Below are 13,357 nucleotides of genomic sequence, written 5' to 3'. Positions count from 1 at the left end.
GAGAAAAATGGAGCGGGATCGCGGCTGCGGCTTAATTCTTACGTGGCTCCGATTTTATTGTGCGTCAACGTCGTTGCGCTTCGCCCGACCAGATTTGCATTCGGGCGAACGGATTACGCGAAAGTTCGTCCAACGTGGGTAAACCGTTGTGCGGCATCCACCATCAGCTGTTGAAGCAACGTGAGCGCTTCATCATGGCGGTTTTCTGCGCGTAAAACCGTTATGCCCAATGAACCCGGCGCAGGCAAAAGGTCAGTACCGATTGCTAAATTGGCCGGCAATCCGGCACGAGTACGCACTGTGATGCCTAAGCCCGCCTGCACAGCAGCCCATATTCCGCTCAGACTGTGGCTGGTAAAAACGATACGCCACGGAATACCCGCCCGATCAAGGCAGGAAGTGGCTCGCGAACGCATAACGCAGGGTGATTCAAATGCCACCAGCGGCAAAGGTTCGCCCCTTTTGAGCCACCCGGCAACATCTGCATCGGGATGGTGGATCCATTCGAGCGGACATTGCCCAATCAGCATGTTGTCATTTGTGAGTTCAGGCGGCTGCCAAATAAGTGCCATATCCAGACTTTTAGCGGTGAACGCATTGATTAGCATTTGATTTCTGTCGATTCGCGCCGTGATTTTCACGCCTGAATGCTGGCGACTGAAATGGCCCAATACACCAGGCATCACCGATTCACCAAAATCTTCCTGCATGCCAATGCGAATTTCGCCCTGCAGCAATTCACCTTTGACCGCACGAAGCGCTTCATCATTGAGCGTTAAAAGGCGGCGTGCATAGCCCAACAGTATTTCCCCGCTGGCGGTTAATTCGAGATGGCGACCTTTCTTTATTGTTAATGCGGTTCCGCATTGTTGCTCTAGCTTCTTTAATTGCGCGCTGACTGCTGAAGTTGAACGGCACAAGCGTTGAGCGGCAAGTGCAAAACTTCCTGCGTCGATGCCCGCAACAAAACTGCGCAGCGCCTCGGTATCAAGGCTGGAGGGAACTTTTTCCACAATTGTCCTTATAAGCGGGATTGTATGTGCTGATTAATTTGATATTCAGGATTATAGCCTTTCTCCACACTGGTTCCATCAATCATAAGGAGAAGAAAGAATGGCAATCTCATTAACCCGCGAAACGCTGGCGCAGGCGGCACCGAAACTCGCTGAACTGACTCAACACATACTGTTTGAGGATATCTGGACGCGCCCTGAACTTTCACCCCGTGAGCGTAGCTTGATTACCCTGGCGGCGCTGACCGTGCAGGGCCGAGATAAGCAGCTGAGTTGGCATATCGACTTTGCACGTCAAAACGGGTTATCAGAAGAAGAGATAACCGAGGTGTTTACCCATCTGGCTTTTTATGCAGGCTGGCCCGCAGCGGTTTCTGCCTTAAACACTTTTATGGAGAAAAGCTAATGCCATTTACCCGTATTACCGTGCGTGAAGGCATGAGTGAAGCCACTTTACAGCAGATATCAGACATTCTTCACCGCGCATTAACGCAGGAATTTTCGGTACCCGAGAAGGATCGATTTCAGGTGATTGAAGTGTTGGCGGCGCAACGGCGAATCTACGATGCGCATTATCTCAGCGGAACGCGAAATGATGATTTTATTCTTTTTCACATCGTCGCGGGTAAACCGCGCACCTGCGAACAAAAGCAGCGTTTTTATGCATTCCTCAGCGAGCAGCTGAAAGACAGCCTTAAGATTCATCCTGACAACGTAATGGTAATTATCCAGTTTAATCGCGCCGAAGAGTGGAGTTTCAGCGGTGGCAAAATGTATTGCCCGGAGGCGTTATGATCATCATGCACTATTGCTTCAGCTTGCCCGCTGATTATGACATGACAATCATTGAGCAACGTATTGCGCTAAATGGCGCTCGGCTAATGGGCTTTCGGGGGCTTATTTTCAAAGCCTATTTGTTTGCGCGAAAACAAGACGCTGAGTTAGCCGTCTCTGAAAATCGTTACGCACCGCTTTACCTCTGGCAAGATGCCGAATCGATGCATCGCTTTATACAAGGTCCCGGATTTGCTGCGTTAGCCCGCGATTTTGGTTGGCCAAAAATTGAAACCTGGACAGCGCTGGAGGCACCGAAAGACCTCGCACTCATCAGCGCTTCGTCTTTCGTCGCGATAAGCAAACAGGCTGTGCTTCCTCACAGCGATCTTTCGGTCATTAAACCGGCGGGAACAGTTTCAGGCTGGGATGTGAGCCGCTGGCAATTACTGAACGTTGATTTTTCATCCACTGCACCGTTAGCGGGTGAGGACAACTATCGCATCGGTTATGTGGCGGGTGAAAATATTTAAACGCCGCTGTCGCTGCGATAACCGATCCGATACAGCGTCTAGGGGTATGGCCCGTTTCTCAGGGGCGAATTACTCATTGAGCAGACGCTGGCAGGTGATGTTGTCCTGTGCCGCGCGGGCTTGGTCTTGCGGAGATAAGGTCTGCCAGATTTTCACCACTTTTTTGCCTAAATCAGCATTGAAATGGATTTTTTGCAGTGCGTAATCTGAATTACTGCCTTCAATCACGCCAGACATATCGCTGAGGAACACTGTTTCATCCTCATGATTAATCGCGCAAAAAACAGAGACGTAATAGGCTTTATCTTCTGCGCTGTAATGCGGCATGAACCACCAGCCAATAAGCGCAATAATCAGCAAAGCGGGAACGATAATTTTTAATTGTGAGACGACCATGTATAACTGCACTCTATAACGCGCATCCACTTGGAAAGGAGCAGGATGCTTCAAAAAGAGGGCATATCCTGCCACAAGCAACTCTGTTGGATAAGCCTTTTTTCGTTACGTTAGGTCGTCATTTAATTAAGACAACTGCACACTTTCAATCACATCGCTGATTTCCTTGCAGACATCGCCATGCAGTGTTTTGAGTGGTAAAGGTAAGCAGCCGTTTTCGGCAAGACCCAACATAGCCGCAGCGGAAGCCACAACGCGTAAACTGCCGTATTGGCGAAACAGCGCCCAAAGTGGCGCAAGTTTCGCACTTTGCTGCGCGGCTTCATCACCCTTACCTGTTATCGCCAAATGGGCAATTTTCATCGCAACGCGTGGAAAAAGCCCGCCAATAACCGAATACCAGATCTGGCAGCCTGCGCTGAGGCTTGGGGCGGCAAAAACATCACCGCTGATGCCGAGAGAAACATGCGTGGGTAACGCGTTTTTTAAATTCGTAATGCGATTGAGGTAATTTTCACTCTCGGGATAACCGCCCAATAATTTAATGGAAGCCACATTAGGAAGCCGTGCAAGATTGAGCAAGAGAGAGGGGCTGAAATCAAAATGGGTGGTGCCGGGACTTTCATAAATACACAACGGCACTGAAATCTCTCCTGCAACCGTTTCGTACAGGGAAAAGACTTCATCCAGCGTGAGTTTTTGGTAAGAAACAGGCGCTAAAAGCAGCGCAGAAGCCCCCATTTTTTGCGCATTTTCTGCAGCGATTAAAACGTCGCGCGTGCGCAACGCGCCAATGCTGGTCATTACCGGTATCCCGTTAGCCTCCTCAACGGCAAGCCTGAGCAAATGTGCTCGCTCTTTCAGCGTAAGATAGGCATAACTTCCCGTCGATCCTTGCACGCAAATAGAATCAACTTTTGCATCGACTAAACGCGTAATTATTTTAAGGTAAGCGTGCTCATCAATCTTTGATTCATTGAGAGGCGTGAGAGGAAACGCGCTCATACCGGTAAACATAGGTTGCTCCTGATTAGACGATATCGAATCCAATCAACTGCTTATTGATCTGCACGCCGGGCATCATCTGTTCCAGTCCATGGATCAATTCATCGCCTGCGCGATGCAGGGCTTCAAGCGGCATGGCAGGCAAACTTTCTAAAATAAACCACATCTGCTGCGCATGTGCATCAAGCCGGGTTCTCACACCCTGACGCCAGTTCCAACGGCGACACGTTACACCTTTATCATCACACCAGATAACTTCACCCGCTTCAGGCGATTCAAATATGATCTCTCCTTCCTTTACGGTATCAAAACGTTCTGTTCCATCAGCTACCTTTAAGCGCGGTTGGCTCGTATAAGCAGTGAAATTTTCGCCGCCGACCGGTAGCGCGTATTTAATGCTGATCGCGTTGTAGAGATCCACAACCGGATCGAGAGCTGGCAGATTCCCATCGCGTGATACGCGTTTACGTAGCGCTTCGGCAGAGCAAGGTGTGCGCTTGGGTTTTGCACCAAACCGTTTAAACGCGTCTGCCCAGGCGGAAAGGTGGGCGTCTGCCCAAGGAAAATCATCGTTATTGGCTGCAAGACAAGCCTGCCGCAGCGCTTTTTCCGCCACCTCGGGATGGATGAGTGGGGCCGCTTGCACCACCACACTAAGCGCCCTAAAACCGGGTGCGATCTCAGAAATAGCCGGGTCGATTGACGGGGAAACGCTAAACATTGGATAATCTCTCAGTGACTAATTTATCTCATAGTAGTGACCAATGACCAAAAAAGTCAATATAACGACCGATGCGGGTTCGGATATGAACAGCGTTAATCAGGCTGTCTCCCTCAGCATCAAGAACTTTCGTAAAGGCCAAAAACTCTCGCTGGATGAGCTGTCGCGCCGTGCAGGCGTCAGCAAAGGTATGTTAGTTGAAATAGAAAAAGGCGCGGCAAATCCCAGTATCGCGATTCTCTGCAAAGTTGCGGCTGCCTTGGGTTTATCAGTGGCAGATCTGGTCAATGTAACGCATGCGCCCAATGCCTATTTAATTGAGAAAGAAGATATTCCAACCTTATGGTCTGGTGAAAAAGGTGGCTCCGCGCAGTTGCTGGCAGGCACAAGCGGGCCCGATATGATTGAGTTGTGGCGCTGGGAAATGTTCCCCGGCGAACGGTTTAGTTCAGCCGGTCATCCACCTGGCACGCTCGAATTGCTGCACGTTAAAGCGGGCATTTTACAGCTTGATTTAGGTGATGATGTACTGAACATTCAGCATGGATGTTCTGCTGTTGCAAAAACAGACCAACCCCACGCCTATTCAAGTGCGAACCAGCAGCCGGTAACATTTTTTATGACAGTGGCTGAACTGCATAAGTAACGTCATCTCTCCTGCTATTCCTCATTTGAATGTATAGCGCGCTCACTAAGGCGCATTATTCGTTATGTATTTTTAAATATAGCGGTGCATGAAACCCTTTTAGCGTTATATAATAAATTTAATAACGAAATTAGTTACTTACCGTAATTACTTGATCGCTCTTTTTTTATCACCATTTGCATAAATACATAATGAAACCGCTAACTTTTTATACTTTGAGCACGCTCAGCCTGACAATATTCACCGCTCTGCATCATGCGCACGCCGAACAATCCGCTCCCGATGAGACGCTTGTTGTGAGCGCCGCCGCAGACAACACGCATTCCCCGATCAATAAAAAGGCGACATTAGGCAATCTTGGTCAACAAGAGGTACGTAATACGCCTTGGTCGGTTCAAACCGTGGCACCTGCATTAATGAAGCAACAACAGCTCAAAAGTGTCAGCGATCTCTATCGCTATATGCCATCCGTTCAGGGTGACGGCGCACGACCGCAAACACGGGGTATGCAGGGAAGTGTGGTGCAAAATAGTATGATCGATGGGCTGAATGTGGTTTCCACCACTGATTACGCCGCAGAGCAATTTGATCATCTTGAAGTGTTGAATGGGTTAGCCGGATCGCTTTATGGCCCGTCAAATCCTGCGGGGTTATTTAATTTTGTTGCGAAACGCGGCACACATTTACCGCAACATTCGGTCACTGTTGGCGCAGGAACCGGCACCAGTCGGCTGCTTTCAGGGGATTTTAGCGGACCGTTGGATGATAACGATCGTCTGCGGTATCGTCTTAATATGCTGGATGATGAAGGCAACGGCTATGTAAGCGGAAGCAAAAAGCGGCGTCAGCTTTTTAGCCTGGCTGTTGACGCTAATCTTTCCGATCAAACCGTCTTAGAAACTAACTTCAGCTATTACCATTTTTATGACAAAGGCTTACCGGGAAAATTTGCTTTGGGTAACGGACTTTCGTTTCCTGCTGCGCCGGATCCAAAGCGCGCCGGTCTTGGGCAATACTATGCTGGCGATAATAATCATACGCTGACTGCCAGCGCACATCTGAAGCATGATTTTGATGGTAACTGGCAGGGCGAAATTGGCGTATTACGTCAAATCGCCGATCGCGAATCTACTGGGGTAACAAACACCTTTACCGATAACGCAGGTCATTACACCACCACAACCTCGTCGGCGACCGCCAGTCGTTTCACCATTAATAGCTATATGGCTAACCTTAATGGTGAAGTTGATACCGGCTGGCTGCACCATCAAATCTCAACAGGATTACGGGGATTCGTCTGGAAGAATATGAATCCCCTGAATGGCGCAACGCAGACGTTGGGAAGTGCTTCACTGGCTAATCCTGCCACCTTTGGCGAACCAGATTATCCCGACTTTACTCAGCGCTATCACTCTGCGACGGCAACGCAGCATGCTTTTTTGCTCAGTGATAACCTCGCTTTTAATCCTCAATGGAGCCTGTTGCTGGCGGGAAGTGAAAGCCTGTTGAGTTCTGCTAACTACGCTAAAACGGGTGCTCGCACCAGCGAGTCATCTGATAACGGATTCAGCGGTTCCGCCAGTTTGATGTTTAAACCTGTCGATCCGCTCACCTTGTATGTTTCTTATGCAGATAGCCTGCAGCAGGGCGATACCGCACCAAGTGGTGCCAACAATGCCGGTAACATTCTTGCGCCTTATCGCAGCAAGCAAATCGAAGCAGGCAGCAAATTGGCGCTGGGTGACGTGCTGTTAACGGCGGCGGTATTCCAAATCAAACGGCCTTTTGCTTATACCGGGCAAGACGGCAATTACGCTCAGGCGGGTGAACAGCGCAACCGCGGCATTGAACTCATGGCCGATGGCGATGTGACGCAGAATGTTCATCTTTATGGCGGCATGACCTGGCTGGATCCTCGTTTGCTCAGTACTGCCAGCGAGGCGACGCAAAACAAGCAGATTGTCGGGCTGCCACGGTATGCCGCAAGCGTGTTTGCGGCGTGGGATCTGCCGGTGCTTGTGGGTTCAGATATTCATGGCGGCATTCACTATGTAGGGCGACGCGCTACAGATAACGCGAATGAGAGTTGGGTGGGCAGTTACACCACGCTCGATGCAGGTGCGGCCTACCACACTCAACTCTTTAATACGGCCACCACTTTCCGTTTTGACATCACCAACCTGACCAATCGGCATTACTGGACCAATATTGTCCCGGGCGGTTTAAACGGTTATAGCGGAGCAGGTTACGCAAGTGCTCAGCTTGGAGAACCGCGCATGATGCAGGTTTCAATGCAGTTGGATTTTTGACAGGAAAATTATGTTTCACAAGACGTTGTTAACACTTGGCCTCACGCTATCAATGACGTTAGTAAGCACTAACGTTTTGAGTAAAACATTGAGCGATGATGCTGGAAATAAAGTTGAAGTAGTGAAACCGGCCCAACGGATCGCCGATGCCTGGTATGCGCATCATTCACTGTTAATGACATTAGGTGCAGGCGATCGCATTGTCGCGACCGTGAATCATCCCAACGATCGTCCCTGGATGTTTACTGTTCAACCTTCGCTCAACCAGGCTCTTCAGGTGCATGGCAAGGATTTCTCTAGCGAAGCGCTGGTAGCCCGTCAAGTTGATGCGATTTTTGTTCCTGCTAATGATCCCCAGGCGGACGCGTATCGGCAGGCTGGCATTGCCACGCTGATGATGAATTTCGATGATTTTGCGAGCATGAAGCGTTCTTTACTGACCACTGCTGAAGTGGTGGGCACTCAGCAAGCTATGCAGCGTGCGCAAGATTACAATCGTTATCTGGACCAGCAAATTGCGTTCATTAGTAAAAAGACGGCGGGGCTTAATGCTCATCAACGCCCGCGTGTGCTGCATATCCAATCCTTACATCCGTTAAAAGTGGATGGCCGTGATACGTTGATCGACACCTGGATAACACTCGCGGGTGGGCAAAATGTCGCAGAGCAGATTAAAGGAAACATGAAAGAGGTGTCGCCAGAGGAGGTCATTCACTGGGATCCTGATGTGATCATCATTGGTCAGGGCGCAGGAAATTGGGCGAAGTCCGACTACGCATCGCTGTTTGCGAGTTTAAAAGCCGTGAAACAGCATCAGGTCTTGCAAAATCCAGCCGGTGTTTTTCCGTGGGATCGTTATGGCACCGAAGCGGCGCTGCAAATTCAGTGGGCAGCGAAGATACTGCATCCTGAGCTCTTTTCTGGCCTCAATCTTGTTCAAGCCACACAAACTTTCTATCAGCGATTTTATGATTACCCGCTGGATGAAAAAGGCGCCAAAAGGATCCTTGCTGCGCTGCCGCCAGAATAAGAACCGGCGCGCATTTATTGCAGAAAGGCATTGCTCAATACCACGCGTGTTCATGCGCAGGATGCGGTGATTCAGGCTTTTATCTCAGCGGCCAAAAGCCACCCTATCCGGGTGGGCATTTCATCCCTTACTCATCCGTTTGTAACCGCTTCAGCTCTTGATGAGCCGGTGCAGCGCGAGCAACTGTTTTGCGGTTGTGGTCGCCCCCCACATACGATATCCCGCACGTTTTGAAACGGCTCACGTATCGCGCTGCGTTCATCGACGCAGGCAATGCTGCCTGGATCACATATGGAATTTACATGCGTGCCGCCGCAGGCATTCTTAGAGGCGAGGGCGGCAACGTCTTGTACACTTTAGGGTGTTTCCCTATAAATCGTTGCGTGTGCCCATTTTGAGATGATCAGATGCATTTGAACATCCACATGTTTCAGCGCGAAGCGAACCTGAACGCCACTTGTAGCGCCTGAGATGCTTATCCATGCGCATTATTTTGGAAACACGCTCCACCCTATAGTTTCGGTAAAAACTGTATCAGTTCGAACTGTAATTTACTGCTTTTGGAGTCACGTTAGTCAATGCCTAATAATCCTGACTTAATCCTCGCTGCTCCGCGGTGGCCACACGGCGATACCTCATTAATGCATCTGGTGCGTCGCGTGGGGCAACACTCTTCGACGTGCTGGAACCAAAGCGTCGATACCGGCTTGTCAGCCTTGCAGTACGCTATCCTGGTTGTGCTGGCAGAAGAGACAACCTGCGATCAGCAGACGTTGGGACACCGCGCCGGTTTCGGTAAAGCGACCGGGACATATGTGATTGAACGCATGTCTAAAGGCGGGCTATTGAGCGTGGTGATTGATCCTGCTAATCGTCGTCGAAAGCTGGTTACAATGACTGAAGAGGGCAAAATGATGATGGAGCGGATGATCGAGCAGGCAAAAAATGCCGAGAAGTTGATGAACGCAGGGCTGGACGTGCAGGATATTGCTGACTTGAAACGCCTGCTGATTAAGTTAGGCGGGTTACAGGAGCCTGCTGAAGAGCAATAAAGATACCAAGGCCAAGTTAGTAAACGTCAGATTGACGTGGGATGTGTTCATTATTCATTGCAAGTAAGCACGCTATCACCCTCATTTGCCGGGCAGTTACTCGCTTTTTAGAATGCAAAAAAGAGATTTAGAAGGTGCATATTACTGGCACATTATTAGTCTGACCCTTCTCCAGCTGGTGATATCGATTTCAAACTGCTGCTTAACGCGCGCCTTGGTTAGGGAAAATTTAAGAGGCTTTTCTGTAAAGTCGATTCAGAACCTTTTTCTTAATATCTCGTGCAGTCTGAGGTGCTGAACGGATGAACGTTCATGCGCGCCGTTCAAAAATCGATAAGCAGGTGCAGCTAACCAAATAAGGAACACGGATGAAAATTGAGAACCTGCCGTTTGGGACCACAAACTGGAATGAAATTGAAGCTGAGGTGCATCCGGGTGAAAAGGGCAGCGCCTTATGGCGAACCCAACGTTTTAATGATATTCGCGTGCGCATCGTGGAGTATTCGCCGGGTTATCTGGCCGATCACTGGTGTGTAAAAGGTCATATTCTTTTTTGCCTTGAGGGCGAACTACACACTGAACTGGAAGATGGCCGCACGTTTGTATTGACGCCAGGAACCAGTTATCAGGTTGCTGATAATGCTGAGGCGCACCGTTCATCTACGTCTGTTGGTGCCAGGCTGTTTATCGTGGATTAGCCGGTAAGTCGCGTACAGAAAAATTTAAGGGCGCGTACAGCGCCTCTTTCACTGCAAGCCTTTACTGACCATGAACACCTGTTGGTTTCGTATCGTGGCGCAAGCCACAGCGCCATTGATCAACAACTGGCGCTGAAAGGCTTACAGCGGCGGGTGCGTTATGTCTCATCACACTTTTCTGCGCTACCGTTAATTCTCACCCAGATGCCTGCCTTGGCCACCGTTCCTGATGGATTAGCGGCGGAATGGATACCCTTCGGTTTAGTGTGCAGTGACGTCCCGGTAAAAAGCCCAGATATTCCGCTTTCTTTGCTATGGCACAAACGGCGCGACAACGATCCTGCCCTTCAGTGGCTTCTTGCACGACTCAGAGAGTTGATGGTGAATTAATGGCTAAATGGGAAGCTGTTATTTGACACTTTATTTAGTTTCTAAACTTAGCCGCTACTTAAATAACTTACTTCACATAAACGCGCACGGATGAGAAAAGGGCGTAGAATATTTACACTTCTACAAGTAAGCTGAATGAAATTTAAAATAACCACTAAATCAAAGAGTTAAATAGTAAGAGTATTCTGTAATAGCAAGCACATTGCGCATAAGGTTGTATTCTTTATTATGCTTACAACACATTAGTTGTTTCCTTTTCATCGCAAAAATCTTATCGGGGAATAATGTGCTAATAAAAAAGAAGCGCGTAAGATCGCACACTGAAGATCGCTATCTGGCTTTGGTGCTGGCGACGACGGCGGGAATATTAAATGCAATGGCGCTCGGTGCCTTTGGTTTTTTTCCTTCACACATGACGGGGAACGCTTCACAAATTTCGTCTGAGGTCTCTACTTCAGATCTTCATAGCCTGCTTTTTTTAGCGGTACTGATAACTGCGTTTGTCATTGGTTGTACAACGGCACGCTTCGCTGTGTTTGCTGGGCAGCAGCGAAAAATGCGGACCATTTATTGCCTGATTATTCTTTTTGAAGGAATGGCATTAACTGCTGCCTCGGTTTTTGAAACCGTATTCTACTCGCCGAGTTATAACGGCGAAGTACTGGTGCTATTAGGGTTCTTGATGGGGGTGCACAACTCAACCTCAACCCAACTTTCAAATGGCCGTGTACGTTCAACGCACGTTACCGGAACCTTAACCGATGCCGGGATTGCTTTTGGTTCCTATTTGACTTCATTTATTTCACGAGAAGATGCCAGCAATCGTCGTTTTTATCAGAAGCAATTGCACACGCATTTGACGACGATATTTTCGTTTTTGTCAGGTTGTATTGTCGGGCTGCTTTTATTCAAGTCGTTTGGCTTCAATGCCATGATTGTATTGGGTGTTTCTCTGATGATCATTGCTTCCAGCGCTATCGCAATAACGTTGCAAACGGCCGGCAAAAAGTTGTATTGATGTTGTACTGATAAAAAGGCTTTCTGGCTATTTCAGAAAGCCTTTTTGTTGAATGACTCAACGTAGATCAGGATCGCTTGCCAGCTCGAATTTGTTCTATCCAGAGTAATCCACGTTCAGTACCTCAAAATTAATCACTGTTTGCCAAAAAGGCGTCACCCACGCTCAGCTTCCATTGATTGGGTTAATATCAACACGGAGCATATTTTTTTTAATTAATAACGAAATGTAGCTGTCCGGTTTTCCTGCCTCAGAACTCTGGTTGCCGCCAAAGTGTGATCGATAAATATAACTTCGCCATGACAGGGTGTAACTGCTCTTTAAACCATCTTTATTGAGTGCTGCTAAAATTAATCGGAAATAAAGGAGAGGGAAATATTTTCTGCCGGAGGCGTAGCGTGCAGGGAAGAGAGATTGACAGACCAGAAGAGCCGTTTTTAATAGAGAAATATTTAAGATCGTTGTGTAACGGGAGGTAATTGTGGATGATCAGAATGCGTGAATTTCTTTCAATAATAAATCAATCGTAGACAGGTCAGGCGCTGTGCTATCGTGAGAGGCGGCGACATTGATTATGTAAGTAGTTATGATTATTCAATCAGTTAGCGGAGGGATTTATCTATTCACTCAAAGAGTCATCTATTCAGTAAAACAAGCAAAGAGTGAGGCAATCCTTTGCCTCTAATAATAAGCGAGATGATTCATGGCTTATTAACTGCGGCGGCTGGTTTGCCCGCCTTTCTTCCCTGCGTCGGACGCTTTTTCACGGTCATTTTTAAAATTGCCGCCGCTATGCTGTCCGCCTTTCTTACCGGCTGAGCTTGCTTTTTCACGGTCGTCTGCAAAGTTACCTGATCCGCCTCTGTGCTGAGTCATATTATGTTCTCCTCAAGAGTTTATATTGCATAACCGTATTAACTCGGTCATGCGCGTCGTACAGACTTAATAATAGACAAGCTTTAAAAGCCTGCAAGCGTAGCGCGAAAATTAATTTAAACCCTGCGTAACGATCGCATTTTTATACAGCGAGTTATTTTCATTGTGTTATTACTTTTTGTTTCTTTAAATGAAATTTTATATATTTCGTGAATGTTATCGTTTATTCTGTTCTACATTATTCAGCGTCTGCCTCACTGTTTTTCTTCAAAACAGTGAGGTGATGGTGTTGGTTGATGCATATGCAATAAATGATTTTAAATCAACAGCGTACACGCTTCATATTACTTTTCATGTTCAGCCAAATACTCTTCCCTTAGCAGCCCAAATATCCAGTCATCCTGCCACTTTCCGTCAAGATAATAGTTGCGCCGCAAAGTGCCTTCTTGGAGAAATCCTGCCTTTATTAAGGTTCTTTTTGATGCTTCATTGCCTGCCGTTACGGTGGCAACCAGCTTTCTGAAATCATGCTGCTTGAAAGAAAATTCAATCAGGGCCTTTAGAGATTCAATGCCATAGCCTTTTCCCTGAAACGCGGCGGAAAGGACAAAACCGACTTCAGCAATGCCTTCACCACGATCAATAAAACCTGTTGCGCCAACGGGCAAACCTGACGCTTTTTCATGCATCAACAGGCAAAGCCAATGATCACACCCTTTTTGCCACTCCGCTATTCGGCAATCAAAGGCATGTTTTCTAATCTCATCTTCACTGCGCGGGTCTGAAATATATTTCATCACCGACCTGTCCTGATTCAGCGCTAAAAAGAACGGCCAGTCATCAAGAGTAAGGCGGCGATAGAGCAATCTGATTGAGCTGATGTCATCAAGGTGCAT

At 48.0% G+C, this 13,357-nt stretch carries 16 protein-coding genes; 10 read left to right on the top strand and 6 right to left on the bottom strand.

Annotated elements, in window-relative coordinates:
* Positions 1–113: 113 nt before the first annotated feature.
* Positions 114–1,013 carry a LysR substrate-binding domain-containing protein gene (locus tag ACF2G4_RS19390; protein WP_409076193.1) on the bottom strand — a complete coding sequence of 300 codons (900 nt, stop codon included), beginning with the start codon at positions 1,011–1,013 and terminating at the stop codon, positions 114–116.
* 100 nt (positions 1,014–1,113) lie between these two features.
* Between ACF2G4_RS19390 and ACF2G4_RS19385 the strand changes: the two genes are divergently transcribed.
* Genes ACF2G4_RS19385 through ACF2G4_RS19375 form a run of 3 tightly spaced genes read left to right on the top strand, consistent with a single transcriptional unit; the run spans position 1,114 to position 2,320 of the window.
* Positions 1,114–1,419, top strand: a complete 306-nt coding sequence (locus tag ACF2G4_RS19385; RefSeq protein ID WP_215848516.1) for a carboxymuconolactone decarboxylase family protein — start codon at positions 1,114–1,116, stop codon at positions 1,417–1,419.
* Complete coding sequence (locus tag ACF2G4_RS19380; RefSeq protein ID WP_409076192.1) at positions 1,419–1,808, top strand: tautomerase family protein; 390 nt, start codon at positions 1,419–1,421, stop codon at positions 1,806–1,808. The genes ACF2G4_RS19385 and ACF2G4_RS19380 overlap by 1 nt, the downstream gene beginning before the upstream one ends.
* Positions 1,805–2,320: a DUF4865 family protein gene (locus tag ACF2G4_RS19375; RefSeq protein WP_409076191.1), complete on the top strand. Its 516-nt coding sequence runs from the start codon at positions 1,805–1,807 to the stop codon at positions 2,318–2,320. Before ACF2G4_RS19380 ends, ACF2G4_RS19375 begins: the two co-directional genes overlap by 4 nt.
* Positions 2,321–2,389: 69 nt before the next feature.
* Here ACF2G4_RS19375 and ACF2G4_RS19370 read toward each other — a convergent pair whose 3' ends face one another.
* The 3 genes from ACF2G4_RS19370 to ACF2G4_RS19360 form a co-directional block, all read right to left on the bottom strand.
* Positions 2,390–2,716: a hypothetical protein gene (locus ACF2G4_RS19370; protein ID WP_409076190.1), complete on the bottom strand. Its 327-nt coding sequence runs from the start codon at positions 2,714–2,716 to the stop codon at positions 2,390–2,392.
* A gap of 126 nt (positions 2,717–2,842) precedes the next feature.
* Positions 2,843–3,733, bottom strand: coding sequence for a dihydrodipicolinate synthase family protein (locus ACF2G4_RS19365; RefSeq protein ID WP_409076189.1), 891 nt, complete (start codon positions 3,731–3,733; stop codon positions 2,843–2,845).
* Between the two features lie 13 nt (positions 3,734–3,746).
* Positions 3,747–4,442 (bottom strand): B3/4 domain-containing protein, encoded by a 696-nt coding sequence (locus ACF2G4_RS19360; protein ID WP_409076188.1) that lies wholly within the window; start codon positions 4,440–4,442, stop codon positions 3,747–3,749.
* A 43-nt stretch (positions 4,443–4,485) separates the two neighbouring features.
* On the opposite strand from ACF2G4_RS19360, the gene ACF2G4_RS19355 reads away from it, so the two are divergent.
* The 7 genes from ACF2G4_RS19355 to ACF2G4_RS19325 all read left to right on the top strand — a co-directional run bounded on the left by ACF2G4_RS19355 (position 4,486) and on the right by ACF2G4_RS19325 (position 11,585).
* Positions 4,486–5,088, top strand: a complete 603-nt coding sequence (locus ACF2G4_RS19355) for a helix-turn-helix transcriptional regulator (protein WP_243079298.1) — start codon at positions 4,486–4,488, stop codon at positions 5,086–5,088.
* Between the two features lie 191 nt (positions 5,089–5,279).
* Complete coding sequence (locus ACF2G4_RS19350; protein WP_409076187.1) at positions 5,280–7,397, top strand: TonB-dependent receptor; 2,118 nt, start codon at positions 5,280–5,282, stop codon at positions 7,395–7,397.
* A gap of 10 nt (positions 7,398–7,407) precedes the next feature.
* A complete protein-coding gene (locus ACF2G4_RS19345) occupies positions 7,408–8,427 on the top strand; it encodes an ABC transporter substrate-binding protein (RefSeq protein ID WP_409076186.1) in 1,020 nt (339 codons plus the stop codon).
* A 578-nt stretch (positions 8,428–9,005) separates the two neighbouring features.
* Positions 9,006–9,479, top strand: a complete 474-nt coding sequence (locus ACF2G4_RS19340; protein WP_409076185.1) for a MarR family winged helix-turn-helix transcriptional regulator — start codon at positions 9,006–9,008, stop codon at positions 9,477–9,479.
* Between the two features lie 368 nt (positions 9,480–9,847).
* Entirely contained in the window at positions 9,848–10,177 is a 330-nt protein-coding gene (locus ACF2G4_RS19335) for a DHCW motif cupin fold protein (protein ID WP_243079302.1), read from the top strand.
* 81 nt (positions 10,178–10,258) lie between these two features.
* A complete protein-coding gene (locus ACF2G4_RS19330; protein WP_409076184.1) occupies positions 10,259–10,567 on the top strand; it encodes a LysR substrate-binding domain-containing protein in 309 nt (102 codons plus the stop codon).
* Between the two features lie 286 nt (positions 10,568–10,853).
* Entirely contained in the window at positions 10,854–11,585 is a 732-nt protein-coding gene (locus tag ACF2G4_RS19325; protein WP_215848707.1) for a YoaK family protein, read from the top strand.
* Between the two features lie 711 nt (positions 11,586–12,296).
* On the opposite strand, the gene ACF2G4_RS19320 is transcribed toward ACF2G4_RS19325, so the two are convergent.
* Together ACF2G4_RS19320 and ACF2G4_RS19315 are read right to left on the bottom strand one after the other, a co-directional pair.
* On the bottom strand, positions 12,297–12,461 hold the full coding sequence (locus ACF2G4_RS19320) for a general stress protein (protein WP_215848509.1): 165 nt from the start codon (positions 12,459–12,461) through the stop codon (positions 12,297–12,299).
* 344 nt (positions 12,462–12,805) lie between these two features.
* A complete protein-coding gene (locus tag ACF2G4_RS19315; protein WP_409076183.1) occupies positions 12,806–13,357 on the bottom strand; it encodes a GNAT family N-acetyltransferase in 552 nt (183 codons plus the stop codon).

Source organism: Pantoea phytostimulans, assembly GCF_046118715.1.
In the GTDB taxonomy this organism is placed as follows: Bacteria; Pseudomonadota; Gammaproteobacteria; order Enterobacterales; family Enterobacteriaceae; genus Pantoea; species Pantoea phytostimulans.
Note: the sequence above shows the minus strand (reverse complement) of the source record. Positions and strands in the feature narration are given on the sequence as shown.

What these genes read in the sequence shown, in the direction of transcription:
- ACF2G4_RS19355 (WP_243079298.1), top strand. Translation starts at nt 4,486, where the DNA reads ATGACCAAAAAAGTCAATATAACGACCGATGCGGGTTCGGATATGAAC.
- ACF2G4_RS19370 (WP_409076190.1), bottom strand. Translation starts at nt 2,716, where the DNA reads ATGGTCGTCTCACAATTAAAAATTATCGTTCCCGCTTTGCTGATTATT.
- ACF2G4_RS19360 (WP_409076188.1), bottom strand. Translation starts at nt 4,442, where the DNA reads ATGTTTAGCGTTTCCCCGTCAATCGACCCGGCTATTTCTGAGATCGCA.
- ACF2G4_RS19315 (WP_409076183.1), bottom strand. Translation starts at nt 13,357, where the DNA reads ATGCACCTTGATGACATCAGCTCAATCAGATTGCTCTATCGCCGCCTT.
- ACF2G4_RS19385 (WP_215848516.1), top strand. Translation starts at nt 1,114, where the DNA reads ATGGCAATCTCATTAACCCGCGAAACGCTGGCGCAGGCGGCACCGAAA.
- ACF2G4_RS19365 (WP_409076189.1), bottom strand. Translation starts at nt 3,733, where the DNA reads ATGTTTACCGGTATGAGCGCGTTTCCTCTCACGCCTCTCAATGAATCA.
- ACF2G4_RS19350 (WP_409076187.1), top strand. Translation starts at nt 5,280, where the DNA reads ATGAAACCGCTAACTTTTTATACTTTGAGCACGCTCAGCCTGACAATA.
- ACF2G4_RS19375 (WP_409076191.1), top strand. Translation starts at nt 1,805, where the DNA reads ATGATCATCATGCACTATTGCTTCAGCTTGCCCGCTGATTATGACATG.
- ACF2G4_RS19320 (WP_215848509.1), bottom strand. Translation starts at nt 12,461, where the DNA reads ATGACTCAGCACAGAGGCGGATCAGGTAACTTTGCAGACGACCGTGAA.
- ACF2G4_RS19335 (WP_243079302.1), top strand. Translation starts at nt 9,848, where the DNA reads ATGAAAATTGAGAACCTGCCGTTTGGGACCACAAACTGGAATGAAATT.
- ACF2G4_RS19345 (WP_409076186.1), top strand. Translation starts at nt 7,408, where the DNA reads ATGTTTCACAAGACGTTGTTAACACTTGGCCTCACGCTATCAATGACG.
- ACF2G4_RS19380 (WP_409076192.1), top strand. Translation starts at nt 1,419, where the DNA reads ATGCCATTTACCCGTATTACCGTGCGTGAAGGCATGAGTGAAGCCACT.
- ACF2G4_RS19340 (WP_409076185.1), top strand. Translation starts at nt 9,006, where the DNA reads ATGCCTAATAATCCTGACTTAATCCTCGCTGCTCCGCGGTGGCCACAC.